This window comes from Streptomyces sp. NPDC052236, assembly GCF_044548015.1.
In the GTDB taxonomy this organism is placed as follows: Bacteria; Actinomycetota; Actinomycetes; order Streptomycetales; family Streptomycetaceae; genus Streptomyces.
Map to the genome: position 1 here is coordinate 40464 of NZ_JBIUBL010000008.1, position 19862 is coordinate 60325.

The window sequence follows — 19862 nt, forward strand, 5'->3', positions numbered from 1 at the left end:
TTGACGTGACCGACACCCACATGCTGCCCGAGTCCTGGCGCGGCGTCCTCGGCGAAGAGCTGCAGAAGCCCTACTTCAAGGAGCTCACCGAATTCGTCGAGGAGGAGCGGGCGCGGGGGCCGGTCTATCCGCCGCGCGAAGAGGTCTTCGCCGCGCTGGACGCCACGCCGTACGACCAGGTGAAGGTGTTGATCCTCGGCCAGGACCCGTACCACGGAGAGGGGCAGGGGCACGGCCTCTGCTTCTCGGTGCGGCCCGGCGTCAGGGTCCCGCCCTCCCTGCGGAACATCTACAAGGAGATAAGGGACGACCTCGGTCTCCCCATCCCGGACAACGGCTATCTGATGCCATGGGCACAGCAGGGCGTCCTGCTGCTCAACGCGGTGCTGACGGTCCGGGGCGGCGAGGCCAACTCCCACAAGGGCAAGGGGTGGGAGCGGTTTACGGACGCGGTGATCCGCGCCGTGGCGGAGCGGCCCGACCCGGCGGTGTTCGTGCTCTGGGGGAACTATGCGCAGAAGAAGCTGCCGCTGATCGACGAGACGCGGCATGTGGTGGTGAAGGGCGCGCACCCCTCGCCGCTCTCGGCGAAGAAGTTCTTCGGCTCCCGTCCGTTCACGCAGATCAACGAGGCGATCGCGGCGCAGGGGCACGAGACCGTCGACTGGCGGATTCCGGACCTCGGCTGAGTCTTGTCGCGCACCCGGCTGACAGGCTCGGGCCCCTGCCCGAGCCTGTGGGCCTTTGGCGGCCGTGGCCGCTAGCGTCGCGTCGTGAGCTGACGCCGCGGTCGCAATTCGCCGCACGGACGTGGGAGACCGCAGTGCAGGAGCAGGAGCAGGAGCAGGAGCAGGAGCAGCAGCAGGAGCAGCAGGAACCGCAGGAGTGGTCGGGGGACGCCGTCATGACGCGGATCGGCCAGGCGATCATGCTGCTGCACGGCGGTGACCGCGAGGAGGCGCGCAACCGTTTCGGCGCGCTCTGGTCGGAGCTCGGCGAGGACGGTGATCCGTTCCACCGCTGCACGCTGGCGCACTATATGGCCGACACCCAGGACGACCCGGGCGACGAGCTCATGTGGGACCTGCGGGCGCTGGCCGCGGCGGAGGGAGTACGGGACGAGTGGCCGGACCGGGGCCAGGGCGCGCCGGCGGTGTGGGCCTTCTACCCCTCGCTCCATCTCAATCTCGCCGCCGACTATGTGAAGCTGCGGAGCCCCGAGGCGGCGCGGCTCCATCTCGACCGGGCGCGCGCGGCGACGGACGCGCTGGGGGACGACGGATACGGAAACGGCGTCCGCGCCGCGATCGACCGGCTGGAGCTCAGGCTGCGCGGCGAGTAAGTTTCCGCTCTCCGCTCTCCGCTCTCCGCTCTCCGCTCTCCGCTCTCCGGTCTCAGTCGCCGGTCGCGCCGTCGATCCGCTCCCGGATCAGGTCCGCGTGGCCGTTGTGGCGCGCGTACTCCTCGATCATGTGCGTCATGATCCAGCGCAGATTGAATGTCTCCCCGGTGCGTCGGCTCGGGGCCTTGCCCACATCGTCGAGGCCGTGGACGGCGGCCAGCTCCCGCGCCCGTACGATCTCGGCCTGCCAGGCGGCGTACGCCTCGGCATAGGTGTGCTGCTCCGTGACGTGGAAGTCTCCGTCCCTGTCCTCCTCGGAGTAGAGCGAGTCGACGCCCTCGCCGGCCAGGACGTTACGGAACCAGCCCCGCTCGACCTCCGCCATATGGCGCACGAGACCGAGCAGCGACATCTCGGAGGGTGGCGCGGAAGCCTGCCGCAGACGCTCGTCGTTCAGGTCCGCGCACTTCATTTCCAGGGTCGCGCGGTGGTAGTCGAGCCAGCCGTCCAGCATCTCGCGCTCGGCGGCCAGGGTGGAGGGTTCGGTCCGTTCAGGTGTCGTCATGGCGATCATCCTGAACCACTGGTCGCCGTGTGGCCAGCGACTTTTCGCCGAGCATTCCGCGCAGCAGTTCCTGGAAGCCGGTGCGCAGCTCGGCCGGTTCCGGGACGGCCGCATGGTACGAACCCGCCGCGCAGGAGAACATCAGCCCGTCGCACCAGGCCACCAACGACAGCGTGTGGCGCTCGGGTTCGGGGGAGCCGGCCGCGGCCATGAGGGCGTTGAGCGGCTCGCGGAACCGGCTGCCTGCCGCGTCGTAGGACGCCCGCAGCTCCGGCCGACGGGTGGCCTCCAGCGCCAGCTCGTAGCGGGAGACGAGCAGTTCGCGATGGCGGCTCAGATAGCGGTGCAGCGCCAGCGCGAGCGCGTCGACCAGCCCCTCCAGACCGCCCTCCGGCACAGGCATCTCGTCGGGGGTGAGCACGGCCGCCTCGCGCTCCGCCTGGCGCCGTACCGCGGCCTCCAGGAGTGCCTGCCGGGTGCGGGCGTAATTCGACGTGGAGCCTTGGGGGAGTCCCGCCGCCTCGTCCACCGCCCGGTGGGTGAGCCCGCGCATCCCGCGCTCGGCGAGCAGCTTCAGCGCGGCGTCGGCGATCAGGTCGGCGCGGGACGTGCCCGGAGGCGTTGCGGTGCGGGGGGCCATGGCCCCAATCTATCGCCTCGACTACAGCCGTAGTACGGTAGGAAAGCGCACTACAGATGTAGTTCGCCAGCTCCGTCACGTCACCAAGGAGGAGCCATGCCCATGACCACACCCCGTGCCGTCGTCATCGGAAGCGGAATCGGCGGGCTGACCGCCGCCGTGGCCCTGTGCCAGAGCGGCTGGCAGGTCACCGTCCTGGAGCGCGCCCCGTCCCTGGAGCCGGTCGGCGCCGGGATCGGGCTCGCGCCCAATGGCCAGCGCGCCCTGGACGTCATCGGCCTCGGCGACGACCTCCGCGACCTCGCCGCCTGGCAGGGCGACGGAGGCATGCGCAATCCGCGCGGACGCTGGCTGGCGCGTACGAGCAGCGCCGCCGCCGCCGAACGCTTCGGCGGCCCCCTGGTCATGGTCCACCGCGCCACCCTGATCGACCGCATCGCCGGCCGGCTGCCCGCCGGGACCGTACGCACCGACAGCCCCGCCGAGCTCACCGACCCGGGTGTCGCGGGCGGCCGGCCGGCCCGGGTCCGTACCCCTGAAGGAGAGCTCGACGCCGAACTCGTCATCGGCGCCGACGGCATCAACTCGGGCGTGAGCCGCGTCCTCTTCCCCCGCCACCCCGGCGCCGCCTACTCCGGGTTCACCACCTGGCGCGTCGTCGCCCCCGCCCCCGACCACCCCTTCGAACCCCACGAGACCTGGGGCCGGGGCAGGCTGTGGGGCACCCAGCCGCTCAAGGACGGCCGGATCTACGCGTACGCGGCGGCCGTCGCCCCCGCCGGAGCCCGCGCCGCCGACGACGAGAAGGCCGAACTGCTGCGCCGCTTCGGCGACTGGCACGACCCGATCCCCGCGATCATCGCGGCCACCGAGCCCGACCGCGTGCTGCGCAACGACGTCCACCACCTCGTCGACCCGCTGCCGTCCTTCCACCGGGGCCGCACCGCGCTCGTCGGCGACGCCGCCCATGCCATGGCCCCCACCCTCGGCCAGGGCGGCAACCAGGCCATCGAGGACGGGATTGTGCTCGCCCACCACCTCACGCCCGGCGCCGACCTGGGGGCCGGTCTCGCCGCGTACAGCGCCGAGCGGCTGCCGCGCACCACGGCCGTGGTCCGCCAGGCCGCCCAGATCGCCCGGCTGATGTCCCTGACCAGCGCTCCGGCCGTCGCGCTGCGCAACTCCCTGATGTCGGCGGTCTCCCGGCTCGGCCCCGGCCTTGTCCTGCGGACCTTCGACGGCATCGCCGACTGGCAGCCGCCTCAGCGCACGTATGCTGCCGAGGCACACCAAGGACCAATACCGGCACAGCGCCAAGGGAGGCCCCTGTGAAGGTCGGCTGCATCGGGCTCGGGGACATCGCGCGGAAGGCCTATCTGCCCGTGCTCACCACCCTCCCCGAAGTGGAACTGCACCTCCATACCCGCACTCCGGCCACCCTGGAGCGGACCGCGAGGGCCCATCACATCCCCGCCGCGCAGTGCCACACCGACCTCGACTCGCTTCTCGCCCAGGGCCTGGACGCCGCCTTTGTGCACGCCTCCACCTCCGCGCACCCCGAGATCGTCACCCGGCTCCTCGAAGCGGGGGTGGCCACCTACGTCGACAAGCCGCTCGCGTACGAACTGGCCGACTCCGCACGGCTGGTGGAGCTCGCCGAGGAGCGCGCGACCAGCCTCGCCGTCGGCTTCAACCGCCGTCTCGCGCCCGGGTACGCCCAGTGCCTGGAGCACCCGCGCGAGCTGATCCTGATGCAGAAGAACCGCGTCGGACTCCCCGAGCAACCGCGCACCCTCGTCCTGGACGACTTCATCCACGTCGTCGACACCCTGCGCTTCCTGCTCCCGGGGCCCGTCGACCACACCGACGTACGGGCGCGGATCATCGACGGACTGATGCACCACGTCGTGCTCCAGCTGTCCGGCGACGGATTCACCGCCATCGGGGTGATGAACCGGATGAGCGGCTCCACCGAGGAGATCCTCGAAGTGTCCGGACAGGACACCAAGCGGGAGGTCCGCAACCTCGCGGAGATCGTGGACCACAAGGGGCAGCCGAGCGTACGGCGGCGCGGCGACTGGGTGCCGGTCGCCAGGCAGCGCGGCATCGAACAGTCGGTGCACCTCTTCCTCGACGCCGTACGCGTAGGGAAGACGCTCAGCGCCCAGGACGCGCTGCGGACTCATGAGCTGTGTGAACGAGTGGTTCGCCAGGCCCTGGAGCAGGCCTCCTGAAGGACCGCGCGCCCTCGGCGGCGCAGAGAAGCGCGAGGACGGCGAGCGCCCCGTAGACCGGCCAGTCGCCGAAGCGCACATACAGGGTCGTGCCGGTGGCCAGCGGGATATCGTACACGACGGCAGTGCTGGCGTCCGTACCGATCAGCCGGCCCACCCGGTCGCCGTCGGGGCCGTACACCGCGCTGACGCCGGTGAGCGTCGCATGCACCATCGGCCGGCCGCTCTCCGCCGCGCGCAGCGCCGCCAGCGAGGCGTGCTGCTCCGGCGCCCAGCTGCCCTGGAACGTCGAGGTCGAGGACTGGGCGATCAGCAGCTGCGAGCCGTCCCGGGTGAGCCGCCTGCTCATATCGGGGAACGCCGACTCGAAGCAGACGATCGGCCCGATCCGCAGCCCGCCCGCGCTCTCCGGCAGCACCATCACCACCGGCCGGGTGCCGCGCAGCCGGTCCTCGGCCGCCGCCTTGCCCACGGAGGTGGCCCAGCCCAGTAGCTCACGCGCCGGGACGTACTCGCCGAAGGGCACGAGCCGCATCTTGTCGTAGCGGTCCCCGGTCGGACCCTGCGGGCCGACGAGGACGGAGGACTTGAAGATCCCGGTCCGGCCCGAGGAGTCCTGCCGCCGGGCGTCCACATTGACCAGGACATCCGCGCCGACCGCGCGCGAGAGCACCGCGAGCCGCGCCGCCAGATCGGGGCGTTCGAGCAGGTCGGCGCCGACGCTGCTCTCGCCCCAGACCACCAGATCGAGGTCCTGGCCGATCAGTTCGCGGGTGAGCTCCTCGCCACGGGCGAAGCGGCGGTCGACGCTGTCGAGGCCCTGGACGATCCCGGGCTGGATGATCCCGGGCTGTACGAGCGCGATCCTGGCGTGGCCCGACTCCCGCGGCTGCGGGGCCCATATCCAGACCGCGGTGAGCGCGAGCGCGCAGACGAGGCCGCCGCCCACCGCCGCCGTACGGGCCCTCTTCACCGCGATCAGAACGGTGACCGCGGTATTCACCGCGAGCACCAGCAGGCTCACCAGCCACACCCCTCCCACCGACGCGAGCCGCAGGGCGGGGGAGACCTCCCACTGGCTGGCGCCGAGGAGCCCCCAGGGGCCGCCGAGGCCCTCCCAGGACCGGACCAGTTCGATCATGAGCCAGCCAGAGGGGAGGGCGACGACCGCAACGGCTCCCCGGGCGGGAGACGACTCCCCGGCGAGCAGCGCCCACAGCAGCCGGCCCCAGGGGGCCCACATCAGCCCGAACAGCGCCGCCACCACCACGATGAACACATGCAGGCTCGGGATCAGCCAGTGATGGACGGCGATCGTGAAGCCGACACCGCCCAGCCAGCCTTCGATCGCGGCACGGCGGCCGGTGGGGGCGGTGCGCAGAAGGAGCATCCACGGCACCAGCGCGACATACGCGAACCACCACAGGCCGGGCTCGGGGAAGGTGAGCGCGGGCAGCGCCCCGCCCGCCACCGCGGCCGCGCCGCGCCACCGCGGAGACGACAGACGCGGAGACGGCAGCATCAGCCTCGGGCGCTGCCGTGCTCGCTTCTCCTGCCGCTCCTGCCGCTCCTGCCGGCCGAACAGAACCCGCATGTCGCGCCTCCTCGTCCTGCCTGGAAGGGCCCGCGAGCAGTGTCTCTATCAGTGTGCGGCCAGTGTGCGGCCCTGTGCCCTGTGCCCGGCACCGACAGCGCACCGGGCACAGGGCGCGTCAACTGTCCGCGAGAGCCCCGGTCGCCCGCCGCCACTTCTCGTGGATCACCACGCTGCTCAGCCGCCAGCCCGCGTCCAGCCGCCGCAGGCCAAACGCGTACCGCCCGCCGGAGACGAAGTCGTCACCCGAATCGACCCGCATCGGGTTCACGTAATCCGCCTGCATCTCGGCCTGGTCGCCCGGATAGCCCCCCAGATCCTGGAGGCGCAGCCGCCGGTTGACGATGAGGTGCTGGCGTACGGGAAAGAGCCGCATCGCCTCCGCCAGCCAGTCGGCGACCTCCGCGGCCGAGCCCTCGATACCGCCGGAGCCGCGGTAGTCCGCGCGCCCGTCCTCGGCGAACAGAGCCCGGTAGGCGGCCCAGTCCGCATCGTCCACCGCCACCGCGTAACTGGTGATCAAATCGTCGATGGTCAGCCGGTCCATCACGGTCGCGAGATCCACGCGCTGCGTCATCAGGTCAGTGTCGGGCAGCGAGAGCCCCAGGCCAAGTGCTGTACCCGCCCATCACCCGCGCCGCCCCATCCGCGTCGGCAATCGGCGGAAACCTGCCGAGTTGCCGTCCGCCCCATACTTTCCCCATGCGCATCGACTACGACCCCGCCCAGAGCGACCGCGACACCTTCTACCGGCTGCTGACCGCCACCGTCCTGCCCCGGCCGATCGCCTGGGTCTCCACCACGTCCGCCGACGGAACGGACAATCTCGCCCCGCACTCCTTCTTCACCATCGCCTGCGTGTCGCCGCCGGTTGTCCAGTTCACCTCGGTCGGCCGTAAGGACTCGCTGCGCAATATCGAGGACACCGGCGCCTTCGTCGTCAACTTCGCGCCCGAATCGCTCTTCGAGCAGATCAACGCGACCGCCACCGATTTCCCGCGCGGCATCAGCGAGTTCGACGCGGTCGGGGTGACCCGTGAGGCGAGCCTGCGCGTGAAGCCGCCGCGCGTCGCGGCCTCGCCGGTGGCCCTGGAGTGCGAACTGCACAGCACCGTACGGCTGGGCGACTCGACCGTAGTCTTCGGCCGGGTCGTACACGCGGCGATCAGCGAAGAAGTACTGGTGGACGGGCACCCCGAGGTGACGAGGCTGGCGCCGCTCACCCGGCTGGGGAAGAACGAGTGGGGCACCTTCGGCGGCGTACGCGAGATCGCCCGTGTCCCGTACGAGAAGTGGCCCAGCGGCGGTGCGGCTACTTCTTGACGGACCGCAGAACGACAAACTTCGGGTCGCTCGCGACGACTTCGCAGTTGCCGAACAGCCGCCGCAGCTTCACGTGGTACCCCAGGTGCCGGTTGCCGACGACCCACAGTTCGCCCCCGGACCGCAGCGCGCGCCGCGCACCGCCGAACATCCGGCGGGCCGTCGCGTCGGTCGTCGCCTGATGCGAGTGGAACGGCGGGTTGTTCAGCACCAGGTCCACCGACTCGTCCGCGACGCCGGACAGCCCGTCGCCCACCACGAACTCCGCCTTGGCGTCCGAGGTGACATTCTCGCGGTACGTGGCCTCGGCCGACGCCACCGCGGCGAACGACTCGTCCACGAATGTCACCGCGGCCTCCGGATTGGCCGCGGCGACGGCCGTCCCGATCACCCCGTTGCCACAGCCCAGATCCACCACCCGCTCGGGGCCGCTCCGCTCCGGCAGGCTCCGCAGGAAGAACCTCGTACCGATGTCGAGCCGCTCCGCGCAGAAGATGCCCGCGTGGTTGGTGAGGGTCCGGCCCGCGAGCGCCCCGACATCGGCGGGCAGTGAGTAGCGCAGCGGCCAGGGGCTGGGCACCCGGGGGAGCTGCGGGTCGGGCGCGCAGAAGATGAGCCGCGCCTTCTTCACCGCCAGCGAGGTCCTGGTCGGGCCGAGGATGCGCTCGAACAGCTTCAGCGTGGACGTATGGATCTCGGTGACCATGCCCGTACCGACAACGACCGTGTCCGCGTGGACGGCGGGGGCGAGGCGGTGCAGCTGGTCCTCCAGCAACGCGAGGCTCTTGGGCACCCGGATCAGCAGTACGTCGATCCGCTCAGGCGGCAGGTCCCGGACCGACAGGAGCCGCACCGCGTCCGCGTCGATTCCGTTGCGCGCCAGGTTCGCGCGGGTCGCCTCCTGGCCGAGGAAGGAGTCCGTGATCTGTACGGGGCGGTGCGCGGCGGCCAGCGAGGTGGCCAGGCAGCCCCACCGGTCGCCGACGACGACCACGGTGCCGGAGAGGTCGGTCGGTCCGGCGTCGTCGATGCCTTTGAGCTGCCGGAGGAGGTACTCATCGGCGGCGTCCCAGGCGCGGAGCGTCTCGCGGGGGTCCTCGGGGAAGCGGGCGAGGTCGAGCTCGCCCCAGGAGGTCGTCAAACGGTTCATCGTGCGCTCAGGCTAGCCGAGTGGTGGGTCATGCCGCGTACGCGCACCGTGAAGGGGCCGTCCGCCCGGTCGCCGGCGGTGGTCAGTGGGGTGGCCGGCGCGGTGGTCAGGCGGCGCGCTCGACGTCCTCGCGGGTCGCCGCGGCCCACTCCATCACCAGCGTCTCGTACTCCGGCCGCCGTTCGTCGGGCAGCTCGCCGTCCGCCCACAGGTCACGGATGCGGGTGTTCAGCTCCGCGGCCGAGAGATCGGTCGCGGGCGGTTCGGCTGCTGACTCGGTGGGACGAAGGGACATGCCCCTCAGGTTACGGCTTGGGTACGACAACCGTCTCTACCGCGACAGTGGGCCTCAGTCGCCCGACTCACCCGCGTGCGGGCTCAGCGTATCCGTCCCCACCAGCGCAAACAGCACAATGCCGAGCAGTACGCGGTAGATCACGAACGGCATGAAACTCTTCGTAGTGATGAATTTCATGAACCAGGCGATCACCGCGTATCCCACAACGAACGCGATGATCGTCGCGAAGACCGTCTGCGGCCAGACCACATGCCCGCCCTCGCTCGCGTCCTTGAGCTCGAAGACTCCGGACGCCAGAACGGCCGGGATCGCCAGCAGGAACGAGTAGCGTGCGGCGGCCTCACGCGTGTAGCCCATCAGCAGACCGCCGCTGATCGTGGCGCCCGAGCGCGAGACGCCGGGAATCAGGGCCATCGCCTGGCAGACGCCGAAGATCAGACCGTCCTTGACGCCCAGCTCCTGAAGCGTCTTGCGCTCCTTGATGGCGCGGTGCTTGCCGCCCTTCTCGTCCCGGGCGGCCAGGCGGTCCGCGATGCCGAGGACTATGCCCATGACGATCAGCGTCGTGGCGATGAGCCGCAGATCACGGAAGGGACCCTCGATCTGGTCCTTGAAGGTGACGCCGAGCACACCGATCGGGATCGAGCCGACAATGACGAGCCAGCCCATCTGCGCGTCGTGGTCACTGCGCAGCGCCTTGTTCGTCAGCGAGCGCGACCAGGCGGAGACGATCCGGACGATGTCCTTGCGGAAGTAGATCAGGACGGCGGTCTCCGTGCCGATCTGGGTGATCGCGGTGAACGCCGCGCCCGGGTCCTCCCAGCCCGCGAAGGCGGCGGTGAGCCGCAGATGCGCGCTGGAGGAGATAGGCAGGAACTCGGTCAGCCCCTGGACGAGCCCGAGGATGAATGATTCGAACCAAGACATCGAAAACTACGCCACCCAAGAAGCAAGAAGTGTTCACGGTCTGACGGCGCGTAACGTTCGCGATCATGCGCCAGGTCTGAGGCAGCGTAGCGCCCCGGGAAGACGGGGCTTCCGCTGCCCCTATGGCCCCGCGGCCCACCACCGCGTCAGTGGCCGCGCAGCCCATGGCGCTTGCGCCACGCGACCACCGCCGCGCCCGCCCCCGTCAGCACGATGAAGCCCATGGCCATCAGGAAAACCGGTGACGTGGGCGACCCCGCCCGGCTGCCCGCGACGACGTACGCCGCCGTGTTGGGGATCGAGCCCAGGCCCGTGGCCAGCAGGAACGGGACGTAGCCCATACGGGAGACAGCCGCGCAGTAGTTCGTCGCGGCGAACGGCACACCCGGGAAGAGCCGCAGCGCCAGCACCGAACGGAAGCCGTGGCGGCTCAGCTGGCTGTCCGCCGCCTTCAGCCAGCGCCCGCGCAGCAGTGGCCGCAGCGCGTCCTGCCCCAGCACCCGGCCGAGTGTGAAGGCGATGCCCGCCCCCAGCACCGTGCCCGTGAGCGCCGCCGCGATACCGGCCTGCGAGCCGAAGAGCGCCCCGGCGGCGAGATTGAGCAGGGGCCGCGGTACGAAGGCCGCCGTGCACGCCCCGTACGCGACCCCGAACAGCACCACGGCCACAGTGCCGGTCAGCTGCGGCGACGACCAGCCCTCCGAGAGCAGCCGCTGTGGCTCGTACAGCACCATCGTCACCGCCGCCGCGGCCAGCACCATCAGCAGCAGCGACAGCCGGGACCACGGCGAGAGCAGTACCCGGGTGCAGCGGATGGCGAGGCCCGAGGACGGCCTGGGCACGGGATCGAGCATTCGGGGAGACTAACCGACCGACCGTCGTGATCGCCGTAATCCGGGCACATGCCGACCGCCGTCCCGTGCGGCTCTCTCGCCGGCCCCGCCAGGGAACGGCCCACCGCCGAGTGCCCCACGGCGGCCGGTCGGGCACGAGCCGCGCAGGCCACGGCACATATGAAGGGCCTCGCGTCTTCCCCGGCATCCCCACCCCGCCCCGCCGCGACTTCGTGCGCGGCGTGCTCGACGCCACACCGCACCGCAGCGCGCCACCCGGGCGGCACAATGAGACGGTGAACGAGCAGATACCCGTCACCCGGGGCGTCGACGGAGGCACCGCCAAACTCATGCCCGACGTGGACCGGCGGCGGGCCTGGCTGCTGACCGTCAACGGCGCGCCACAGTCGTACGTCGACCTGGACGCGCCCACGCACCTGGAGTTCGAGTATGCGCAGCGCCTCGCCCATGTCCTCGACCGCGCTGCGGACGAGGGCGCTCCGCTCGATGTGCTGCACCTCGGCGGCGGGGCGCTGACCCTGCCCCGCTATGTGGCCGCGACCCGCCCCGGATCGCGCCAGGATGTGGTGGAGGCGGACCTCGGGCTGCTGGCGCTCGTCGCCGAATTTCTGCCCCTGCCGGACGGTCCGGCCATCGAGGTGCACGGAGCGGACGCCCGCGCCTGGGTCGAAACGGCCCCGGCGGACTCGGCGGATGTACTGATCGCCGACGTCTTCGGCGGCTCACGGGTGCCCGCGCACCTCACCTCGGTCGAGTACGCGCGGGCGGCCGAGCGCGTCCTGCGCCCGGACGGGATCTACGCCGCGAACCTCGCGGATGGCGCGCCCTTCGCCTTCCTTCGCTCCCAACTCGCCACGTTCGCGTCGGTGTTCGCGCACCTCGCGCTGATCGCCGAACCCGGCGTGCTGCGCGGTCGCCGCTTCGGCAACGCCGTGCTCCTCGCCTCGCAGTCGCCCATCGACACGGCGGCCCTGGCCCGCCGGACCGCCTCCGACGCCTTCCCCGCGCGCGTCGAGTACGGCCCGCCGCTGACGCGCTTCACCGGGAACGCGACGGCGGTACGGGACACGGACGCGGTGGCGTCACCCGAGCCGCCCGACGGAGCCTTCAGCATCGGCTGAATCACCCGGTGCCGCGGCGGCGGGCGGACCGGCGGGGAGAGGCGGCAGGTGTCGTCGCTCCGGGCACTGTTCCCGCCGCCCTCCCGACTTGCCGAACGACTTAACCGGTGGGCGTGCCTGCCAGCCGTACGGTGCCCAGGATCTGCTGGATCGTGGCGTCCGGGACCTCGTCCGGGACCCCCTTGTTGCTGTACAGCACCCAGCTGGCGAAGTCACCCTTGCTGTTCTTGAAGGAGAAGGCGATCGACTTGCCGTCGGTCTCGCACTTGTTCTCCTTCTTGACACCGATGGCGGTGGCCGTCGACACGCTGCCGGTGAGTCCGCCCTTGGTGGTGTACGGCACGGCCTTGGTGACCTTGACGGTGCCCTTGGGCTCCGTCTGCGCGTACGCGGCCCAGACCCAGTTGCCCGCCTCGTTGTACGCGGCCGTCGCGCTGTCCTTCGCACCCTTGGCGCCCTTGGAGCCGACCGAGCTTATGCCGTACTCCTCGTCCCTGCCGTCCTTGTCGGAGTCGACGGTGCACCACTTGCTCTTGTAGTGCGCGGGGGCGGACATATAGGCGACCGGCGAACCGTCGCCCGCCTTCTCGTCCTCGAAGAAGGTGCCCATGCCCGACCCGGACACCTCCCAGGTGGGCGGCACGTCGAACTGCGTACCGTACTTCGGGTTGGTGACGACCTTCCATCCCGCGATGACCGGCTTGGCCTCCGCGCCGCCGCGCGGGTTCTCGGCCGGCGACTCGGCCGCCTGGCTGGGGGTCTGGGACGACGCCGGGCTCTTGGAGGCGCTGACCTCCTTGGCGCCCTCGTCCTTCGTACCCTTGTCCTCGCCCCCGAGCACGACGACGCCCGTGACGACAGCAGCCGCGACGACAGCCGTCGCAGCGACGATCGCGACGATCGTTGTCGTCTTCTTCTTGTTGTCCTCCGGAGGCTGGGGCGGACCGGGCGGCTGACCGGGCACGCCGTACTGCGGCGCGGTCGGCTGCTCGTAGTCCGGCTGCGGCGGGTAACCCGGCTGCTGCTGGTACGGATTGGGCTGCTGGTACCCCGGCTGCTGATACGGATTCGGCTGTTGGTAACCCGGCTGCTGATACGGGTTCTGGTCCTGCGGGTTCTGCTCGCCCCCGGGCGGCTGCTGTCCTGGCCACATGGCGAGTAACGATAGAGGTGACTGGAACCCGCTGCTACGCCCACCCCCGCGAGGGGATGGCCAAGCGACCCTACTCGCGGGTAACGTCGCGTCGCATGAGCGCTGATCAGACGTCCCTCGGCGAGATGCTCGCCGCCACCGTCCCCATGACCAGGACCCTCAACCTGGAGTACCTGGAGACCACCGCCGAGCGTGCTGTCGTCCGGCTGCCGGACCAGCCCGACTACCACAACCACATAGGCGGACCGCACGCCGGAGCGATGTTCACCCTCGCCGAGTCCGCGAGCGGAGCCATCGTGCTGGCCGCCTTCGGCGATCAGCTGAACCGGGCCGTACCCCTCCCCGTCACGGCGGAGATCGCCTTCAAGAAGGTGGCGAAGGGCGTCGTCACCGCGACCGCCACCCTCGGCCGGCCGATCGCGGACATCGTCGCCGAGCTGGACGCGGGAGCGCGGCCCGAATTTCCCGTCGCCATTGCCATCCAGCGCGAGGACGGCGCGGTGACCGGCGAAATGACAGTCGTCTGGACACTGCGTCCCAACACCTGAGCAACCCCGTATGGCGATGACGGGCCGATCAGGCAGGACCAGGTAGGCTGCCCGGCGTACGCCGACCAGGGCGTACGCCGGGCAGCGGCCTGGGAACGCGGGAGGAACCGGCCTTGCACGTCGAGGAATGGCTTGAGACTGTCCCGGCGGTCAGCATCTATTTGCTGGTGGGGGTGGTCATCGGACTGGAGAGCCTCGGCATCCCGCTCCCGGGAGAGATCGTCCTCGTCAGCTCGGCGCTGCTCGCCTCGCAGCACGGGGACATCAATCCGTACATCCTCGGCGCCAGCGCCTCGGCGGGCGCGATCATCGGTGACTCGATCGGATACGCCATCGGCCGCAGGGGCGGACGGCCGCTGCTGGCCTGGCTCGGCGGGAAATTCCCCAAGCACTTCGGCGATGCGCAGATCGCCATGGCGGAGCGTTCGTTCGAGAAGTGGGGCATGTGGGCCGTCTTCTTCGGCCGGTTCGTGGCCCTGCTGCGGATCTTCGCCGGACCGCTCGCGGGCGTCCTGCACATGCCGTACTGGAAGTTCCTCATCGCCAATGTCTTCGGCGGGATCCTCTGGGCGGGCGGCACGACGGCGGTCATCTACTCGGTCGGCGTGGTCGCCGAAGCCTGGCTCAAGAGGTTCTCCTGGCTGGGGCTGGTTCTCGCGGTGCTGATCGGGCTCACCTCGATGCTCCTTCTGAAGAACCGCGCCAAGAAGGCTGCCGCGGAGGGCGAGACCGAGTCGGCGGTGGCGGCCGAGCGGGAGCCCGTGCCCGCCACCGACTGAGCCACTTCCGGACCGAGCCACCTCCGGACCCGGCTCCGTCAGCCCTCGTGGGCCGCGCGGTGCTCCTTGGCCAGATCCACATACACCGCGGCGTTCAGCCGGATGCCTTCGAGCTCCTCCCGCGTCAGCTCCCGCCTGATCTTGGCGGGCACGCCCGCGACCAGCGAGCCCGGCGGTACCCGCATCCCCTGCGGCACCAGCGCCTGCGCGGCGACCAGTGAGCCCGCGCCGATGTGCGCGCCGTTGAGGATCGTGGCCCCCATGCCGACCAGTACGTCGTCCTCGACGGTGCAGCCGTGCAGTACGGCGTTGTGGCCGACCGAGACGCGGTCGCCCACCGTGACCGGGAACCCCGGGTCGACGTGCACCGTGCAGTTGTCCTGGATATTGCTGTCGGCGCCGATGACGACCGGCCCGCAGTCGGCGCGCAGCACGGCCTGGTACCAGACGCTCGACCCGGCGGCCAGGGTGACATCGCCGACGACCACACAGGTCGGCGCCGTGAACGCCGCCGGATCCACCTTCGGGTGCCTGCCGCCCACGCCCGAGATCAATGCCCGCTCCGCCATGCCTTCTCCCTCATGCTCACTGATCGCCCGTTCGACCTGCACGGTATTTGACCTGCACGGTAGGCGAACAACCGCGTGATCCACGATCACTGGGCGGACGGCGTGAACCGCACGGGCAGCGAGGTCAGACCCCGCATCCAGATCGACGGCCGCCAGGTCAGCTCCGCGGGCTCCACCGCGAGCACCACATCCGGCAGCCGCTCCAGCAGCGTCTCGACGGCCGTCCGCGCGATCACATCGGCCAGCTGGGGCGCCGGATAGGGGCAGCGGTGCTCGCCGTTGCCGAACGACATATGCGCGGAGTTCTCCGCGCCGACGTGTCCTTCGGGCCATATCTGCGGATCGGTGTTGGCCGCCGCGAGGCCCAGCACCAGGCAGTCGCCCGCCCGGATCTGCCGGCCGCCCAGCTGGATGTCGCACACCGCCCACCGGCCGATGAAGTTCTGGGCCGGGGTGTCCAGCCACAGCACCTCATTGAGCGCCTGCCCCACGCTGAGCCGCCCGCCGGAGACATTCAGCGCGAACCGGTCGTCCGTCAGCAGCAGCCGCAGCGCGTTGCAGATCCAGTTGGCGGTCGGCTGCTGGGCCGCGACGATCACCGAGATCAGGTCCGGGACGATCTCCTCGTCCGTCAGCCCGGCCGGGTGCGCGATCATCCGCGAGGTGACGTCCGAGCCGGGCGTGCCCCGCTTGGCCTTCACCAGCCGCTGGATACGCCCCTGGACTCGTCCGTACGCGGCCACCGGGTTGTCGTCGGCATCGGCGGCGTCCAGCGAGATCCGCAGATCGCGCACCAGCTCCTCCGTGTCAGCGCCGCGCGCGGGCATTCCGCACAGTTGGACGGCGGCCCGCACCGGCAGCGCATGCGCGTACGCGGCCATCAGTTCGGCCTCCCCGCTGCCCGCGAAGGAGCCGATGAGCTGCTCGGCTGTCTCCCGGCACCACAGGGCGAGTTCGAACTGGTCGACGGCCTCCAGAGCCTCCGTGATGACACCCGCGCGCCGCTGATGCTCCGCGCCTTCGGTGAAGCGTACGGCGGGCTGGGGGCTGACGTACGGCAGCAGCGGCCAGTCGGCGGGGATGGACGCCCACTGGCTCCAGCGCCGTGAGTCACGCGCGAACAGCTCGTCGTGGCCGGTGACATGGGCGACCTCGGCATAGCCGAGCACGAGCCAGGCCGGGATGTCCCCGTCGAGCAGGATCGGCGCGACCGCGCCGTGGTCCCGGCGCATGGCGCGGTACAGCTCGGACGGCGTCTGCTGGAACTCCAGACCGCTCAGGGGTATCGCGCCCCCGTGGGCGGGGCAGCCCGGCGGCGCGGGCCGGGTGGAATCGGCGTCGGTCATGGGGTCAGCTCCCGGGCCATGGCCAGTTCACGAAGGTGGTGGAGCAGGCTGATCAGGACACGTTTGCCGGATGAGCGGACCCGGGCGTCGCAGTCGATGAGCGGGATGTGCTCGGGCAGCGCCAGAGCCTGCCGGATCTCGTCCAGCGAGAACGCCGCAGCGTCGCCGTCGAAACGGTTGACGGCGACCACGAAAGGCATGTTGTGGTGCTCAAGGCGGTCGATGGCGTACCACGAGTCACTCATCCGCCGGGTGTCGACCAGGACGACCGCGCCGAGCGTGCCCGAGAACAGCCGGTCCCACAGGAACCAGAACCGCTCCTGCCCGGGAGCTCCGAACAAGTAGAGGACCATCTGCTCGTTGAGGCTGATCCGGCCGAAGTCGAACGCCACCGTCGTGGTGTTCTTCGTGGTCAGACCGGTTGTCTCGTCGACGCCGACGCCCGCCTGCGTCATCACCTCTTCGGTGTTCAGCGGCCGGATCTCGCTGACCGACTTCACCAGAGTTGTCTTGCCCACGCCGAAGCCGCCCACGATGACGATCTTCAGCCCGGTCTCGGCGGCATCGCCCAGCGGCGTACGGGCGAAGGGCAGGCCAGAGGGCGGCTCACGGTCCTGCTCAGAGGTTACGTAATCCATGGAGCACCTCCTTCAAGAGGGCCGAGTCGGGCAGGGAGGCGAGCGACTTGGCCGCCCGCGGATGGCGGGCGGTGATGCGTCCCGTCGCCAGGAGGTCACCGAGGAGGATGCGCACCACGGTCACCGGCAGCTTCATCTCCGCGGAGATCTCCACCACCGCGGTCGGATGGCGGCACAGGTCGAGGATCCGCACGTGCTCCGACTGCATGCCCGGTGACGGCTCGCACTCGCTGACTATCAGCGTCACCAGATCGAACGAGTCGTCGTCGGCGCGGCTGCGTCCGCCGGTGACGGTGTAGAGCCGGTCCGGATCACCCGTGTCGACGGGCCGCCGGGTCATGAGAGTGGGCTCTCCTGGGAAGGCAGCCGTGGCTCGGCCCGCAGATGCTCGCCGATCTGCTCGACCAGCTCGGTCATCCGGTGGCCCACGACACCCGGGTCGGCGCCGTCCTCGGCCACGACGGCCAGATGCGCGCCGTCGCCCGCCTCCACGATGAACAGCAGTCCGCCGTGGAACTCGGTCATCGAATGCCGTACGCCGCCGGTGCCGTCGCCGAACTCGACCGAGGCGCCCTGGGCGAGCGCCTGGATGCCCGAGCAGATCGCGGCGAGCTGGTCGGCCTGGTCCAGAGTCAGATGGCGGCTCCAGCACAGCTTCAGCCCGTCGCGCGAGAGCACCAGGGCGTGGCGTGTGCCCGGTGTGCGTTCCAACAGGCTTTCCAGAAGCCAAGTGAGGCTGTTGTCAGTGGTCTGCATGGTGTGCGTGGGGCGGGACAATCCCGGTGATCCGGTCACCTGCCCGTGCCTCCTGTCCGTCACGTTCTCGTATGGGGGGTGGTGTGGCGCCGTTGCCCCGGGCGCCGACCGGGGTGGGTTGTGTTACCGCTCCGGTCCGTCCGTACCGGGCTGATCGCCGGTGGCCTTGAGCGAGCGGTGAAAGGCGCCGAACTGCGCGCCCGCGTCGCGCCCGGGCGCGTCACGGGTCTCGGCGGATGGCGCGCCGGGGTCGGCCCTGCCGCGGTCGGCCGCGGCCATGGTCCGGCCGCGGGGCCGCACCGGCAGCCCGTTGGCCGTCGCCACCCGGGGGGCGCCCCGCGAGGGGATCGCGGCGCGAGGAGCGGGTACGGAGGGGAGCAAGCCGGAACCCGAACCCGAACCCGAAGCGGAGCCTGTCGTACCCGCACCCGAACCGGACACCGTCGGGGCGTCGGGCGCGCGCACCGCCGGATCGGCAGTCTGACGTCCGGCGTTCCGCTCGGGGAGCGGGCTGCGCTGCTGTGCCAGCAGCTGCGGCGGGAACAGCACCACGACGCCGGTCCCGCCCCGGGACGAGGGCCGGAAGCTGACGCTCATGTGGTACTTGGCGGCCAGCCGCCCCACCACGGCCAGCCCGAGCCGGGTGCCCTGCAGCGTGGCGAGGTCCGTGGCCCGGCCGGAAACGGCCTCCTTGGCGCGCCGCATCGCGGCTTCGGGCATCTTCAGACCGCTGTCCTCAATGGTGACGACAAGACCCGCGGTCCGCTCCTCGACATAGACGTGCACCTCGTCGATGGGCGGGGAGAAGTTCGCGGCGTTGTCCATCAGTTCGGCCAGCAGATGCATCACGTCCTCCGCCGCGAACCCCGCGACCATGGCGCTGCTCGACGAGTGCAGCCGGACCCGCTGATAGGCCGCGATCCGGCCCACCGCGCCGCGCAGGATGGACTCCATGCCGATCGGCTTGTTCCACGCCCGGCTGGCCCGGCCGCCCATCAGCAGCGCGAGCCGGTCGGTCAGCAAGCCCAGCTGCGAGGTGTTGTGGTCGAGCCTGAGCAGGTCCCCGAGCACCTCCTCGCCGTGCCGGTCCTGCATCTCCCGCAGGTCGGCGAGCATGCTCATGGTCTTCGCCTGCACCCGGCCCAGGGCCTTCGCGCTCGCGCCCTGGGCGGCCGTGGATCGCCGCTCGCTGGTGGCGAGTTCCCGTACGGCCGAGTCCAGCAGCACCCGCAGCCGGGCGTCGGCGGGCTGCTCCAGCCCGGCGAGGACCGTCTCCGCGGACGCGCCCCGCCGCAGATGGGCGATTGCCGCAGGCATCGTCACCGTCGTCAGCAGGTCGAGATCGTCGGCCGTACGCGTCAACTGCCGTAGCGCGTCGGCACTGTGGGCGGCCGAGGTCTCGGCCCGCCGCTCGCCCGCGCCCACCTCGGTGGCGAACACGTCCAGTACGCGCCGCAGTTGCTGATCCGTCGGCGCGGGCGTGCTCGCGAGAGTGTCCGCGGGGCTCGCGCCGTCGCGCAGTCGCTTGACCACCGAGGGGAGCGTGACATTGACCAGATGGGCGGACTCGGCCCCCGTCCGCGCCAACTGCCCTTGCAGTGACCGCACTTCGCTACTGGCCGCGGCGGTCGCCGCGCGCAGCCGGCGCGAGGTCAGCGTGGTAACGAGGATCGTCACCGACATACACAGCCAGCCGCCCGAGACCGTCGCCGCGACCCAGGCACGAGCGGCATTGGGAGCCGCCGCGACGACCGCGCCGCCGATCGCGGCGGCCACCACGAGGGAGACCAGCGGTATGGCGAGCGGTAACGACCGTCGTGCGCGTATCCGGTGCGGTGTGGGGGCCACTGGGACTGACATTCCGCGATCCCTCGCTGGGTCGGGTGCGGGAAGCGATCTCCCGCTCGCATGTGGCGCTCATGCTAGCCACGTGGCGGAGCCGGTGTGACCGGAGAGCCCGGACTGCCCACAGAACGGAGGGTTTCCTCCCGAACCCGCACCGCCCCTGTCCGGCAGCGTGGTAGA

General features: G+C 70.8%; 23 protein-coding genes. 8 read left to right on the forward strand and 15 right to left on the reverse strand.

Going from position 1 to position 19862, the window contains the following annotated elements; genetic code table 11:
• Nucleotides 1-5: 5 nt before the first annotated feature.
• Together ung and ACIHCQ_RS15530 are read left to right on the forward strand one after the other, a co-directional pair.
• Nucleotides 6-689 (forward strand): uracil-DNA glycosylase, encoded by a 684-nt coding sequence (ung, locus tag ACIHCQ_RS15525; RefSeq protein ID WP_399662137.1) that lies wholly within the window; start codon nt 6-8, stop codon nt 687-689.
• A gap of 215 nt (nt 690-904) precedes the next feature.
• Nucleotides 905-1342: a hypothetical protein gene (locus ACIHCQ_RS15530; protein WP_399662574.1), complete on the forward strand. Its 438-nt coding sequence runs from the start codon at nt 905-907 to the stop codon at nt 1340-1342.
• 52 nt (nt 1343-1394) lie between these two features.
• On the opposite strand, the gene ACIHCQ_RS15535 is transcribed toward ACIHCQ_RS15530, so the two are convergent.
• A complete protein-coding gene (locus ACIHCQ_RS15535; protein ID WP_399662139.1) occupies nt 1395-1907 on the reverse strand; it encodes a DinB family protein in 513 nt (170 codons plus the stop codon).
• A complete protein-coding gene (locus ACIHCQ_RS15540) occupies nt 1894-2547 on the reverse strand; it encodes a TetR/AcrR family transcriptional regulator (RefSeq protein WP_399662141.1) in 654 nt (217 codons plus the stop codon). The genes ACIHCQ_RS15535 and ACIHCQ_RS15540 overlap by 14 nt, the downstream gene beginning before the upstream one ends.
• A 102-nt stretch (nt 2548-2649) precedes the next feature.
• On the opposite strand from ACIHCQ_RS15540, the gene ACIHCQ_RS15545 reads away from it, so the two are divergent.
• Together ACIHCQ_RS15545 and ACIHCQ_RS15550 are read left to right on the forward strand one after the other, a co-directional pair.
• Entirely contained in the window at nt 2650-3879 is a 1230-nt protein-coding gene (locus tag ACIHCQ_RS15545) for an FAD-dependent monooxygenase (protein ID WP_399662143.1), read from the forward strand.
• Entirely contained in the window at nt 3876-4781 is a 906-nt protein-coding gene (locus tag ACIHCQ_RS15550) for a Gfo/Idh/MocA family protein (RefSeq protein ID WP_399662145.1), read from the forward strand. Before ACIHCQ_RS15545 ends, ACIHCQ_RS15550 begins: the two co-directional genes overlap by 4 nt.
• Here ACIHCQ_RS15550 and lnt read toward each other — a convergent pair.
• Entirely contained in the window at nt 4705-6303 is a 1599-nt protein-coding gene (gene lnt / locus ACIHCQ_RS15555; protein ID WP_399662576.1) for an apolipoprotein N-acyltransferase, read from the reverse strand. The genes ACIHCQ_RS15550 and lnt overlap by 77 nt on opposite strands.
• Nucleotides 6304-6493: 190 nt before the next feature.
• Nucleotides 6494-6952, reverse strand: a complete 459-nt coding sequence (locus tag ACIHCQ_RS15560; protein WP_399662147.1) for a nuclear transport factor 2 family protein — start codon at nt 6950-6952, stop codon at nt 6494-6496.
• A gap of 125 nt (nt 6953-7077) precedes the next feature.
• Between ACIHCQ_RS15560 and ACIHCQ_RS15565 the strand changes: the two genes are divergently transcribed.
• Nucleotides 7078-7698 carry a flavin reductase family protein gene (locus tag ACIHCQ_RS15565; protein WP_399662149.1) on the forward strand — a complete coding sequence of 207 codons (621 nt, stop codon included), beginning with the start codon at nt 7078-7080 and terminating at the stop codon, nt 7696-7698.
• On the opposite strand, the gene ACIHCQ_RS15570 is transcribed toward ACIHCQ_RS15565, so the two are convergent.
• From ACIHCQ_RS15570 to ACIHCQ_RS15585, 4 genes are all read right to left on the reverse strand, one after another.
• Nucleotides 7688-8848, reverse strand: a complete 1161-nt coding sequence (locus tag ACIHCQ_RS15570) for a methyltransferase (protein WP_399662151.1) — start codon at nt 8846-8848, stop codon at nt 7688-7690. The genes ACIHCQ_RS15565 and ACIHCQ_RS15570 overlap by 11 nt on opposite strands.
• 106 nt (nt 8849-8954) lie before the next feature.
• The gene (locus tag ACIHCQ_RS15575; RefSeq protein ID WP_399662152.1) at nt 8955-9143 is read right to left on the reverse strand and encodes a hypothetical protein; all 189 of its coding nucleotides are present in this window, start codon (nt 9141-9143) and stop codon (nt 8955-8957) included.
• A 54-nt stretch (nt 9144-9197) separates the two neighbouring features.
• On the reverse strand, nt 9198-10073 hold the full coding sequence (locus ACIHCQ_RS15580) for an undecaprenyl-diphosphate phosphatase (RefSeq protein WP_399662154.1): 876 nt from the start codon (nt 10071-10073) through the stop codon (nt 9198-9200).
• 146 nt (nt 10074-10219) lie between these two features.
• A complete protein-coding gene (locus ACIHCQ_RS15585; RefSeq protein ID WP_399662157.1) occupies nt 10220-10927 on the reverse strand; it encodes a TVP38/TMEM64 family protein in 708 nt (235 codons plus the stop codon).
• 275 nt (nt 10928-11202) lie between these two features.
• Here ACIHCQ_RS15585 and ACIHCQ_RS15590 point away from each other — a divergent pair, with 275 nt between their 5' ends.
• Nucleotides 11203-12048 carry a spermidine synthase gene (locus tag ACIHCQ_RS15590; protein WP_399662159.1) on the forward strand — a complete coding sequence of 282 codons (846 nt, stop codon included), beginning with the start codon at nt 11203-11205 and terminating at the stop codon, nt 12046-12048.
• Nucleotides 12049-12148: 100 nt separating this feature from the next.
• Here ACIHCQ_RS15590 and ACIHCQ_RS15595 read toward each other — a convergent pair whose 3' ends face one another.
• Nucleotides 12149-13201, reverse strand: a complete 1053-nt coding sequence (locus ACIHCQ_RS15595; protein WP_399662161.1) for a hypothetical protein — start codon at nt 13199-13201, stop codon at nt 12149-12151.
• 95 nt (nt 13202-13296) lie between these two features.
• On the opposite strand from ACIHCQ_RS15595, the gene ACIHCQ_RS15600 reads away from it, so the two are divergent.
• On the forward strand, nt 13297-13749 hold the full coding sequence (locus tag ACIHCQ_RS15600) for a DUF4442 domain-containing protein (protein WP_399662163.1): 453 nt from the start codon (nt 13297-13299) through the stop codon (nt 13747-13749).
• Nucleotides 13750-13862: 113 nt separating this feature from the next.
• Entirely contained in the window at nt 13863-14528 is a 666-nt protein-coding gene (locus ACIHCQ_RS15605; RefSeq protein WP_399662165.1) for a DedA family protein, read from the forward strand.
• 38 nt (nt 14529-14566) lie between these two features.
• Here ACIHCQ_RS15605 and ACIHCQ_RS15610 read toward each other — a convergent pair whose 3' ends face one another.
• From ACIHCQ_RS15610 to ACIHCQ_RS15635, 6 genes are all read right to left on the reverse strand, one after another.
• On the reverse strand, nt 14567-15097 hold the full coding sequence (locus ACIHCQ_RS15610; protein WP_399662167.1) for a gamma carbonic anhydrase family protein: 531 nt from the start codon (nt 15095-15097) through the stop codon (nt 14567-14569).
• An 86-nt stretch (nt 15098-15183) separates the two neighbouring features.
• The gene (locus tag ACIHCQ_RS15615) at nt 15184-16443 is read right to left on the reverse strand and encodes a cytochrome P450 (protein WP_399662169.1); all 1260 of its coding nucleotides are present in this window, start codon (nt 16441-16443) and stop codon (nt 15184-15186) included.
• A complete protein-coding gene (locus ACIHCQ_RS15620; RefSeq protein ID WP_399662171.1) occupies nt 16440-17081 on the reverse strand; it encodes a GTP-binding protein in 642 nt (213 codons plus the stop codon). Before ACIHCQ_RS15620 ends, ACIHCQ_RS15615 begins: the two co-directional genes overlap by 4 nt.
• Nucleotides 17062-17421 (reverse strand): DUF742 domain-containing protein, encoded by a 360-nt coding sequence (locus ACIHCQ_RS15625; RefSeq protein WP_399662172.1) that lies wholly within the window; start codon nt 17419-17421, stop codon nt 17062-17064. Before ACIHCQ_RS15625 ends, ACIHCQ_RS15620 begins: the two co-directional genes overlap by 20 nt.
• Nucleotides 17418-17837, reverse strand: coding sequence for a roadblock/LC7 domain-containing protein (locus ACIHCQ_RS15630; protein WP_399662578.1), 420 nt, complete (start codon nt 17835-17837; stop codon nt 17418-17420). The genes ACIHCQ_RS15625 and ACIHCQ_RS15630 overlap by 4 nt, the downstream gene beginning before the upstream one ends.
• Before the next feature lie 123 nt (nt 17838-17960).
• A complete protein-coding gene (locus ACIHCQ_RS15635) occupies nt 17961-19697 on the reverse strand; it encodes a sensor histidine kinase (protein WP_399662174.1) in 1737 nt (578 codons plus the stop codon).
• Nucleotides 19698-19862 lie beyond the last annotated feature (165 nt).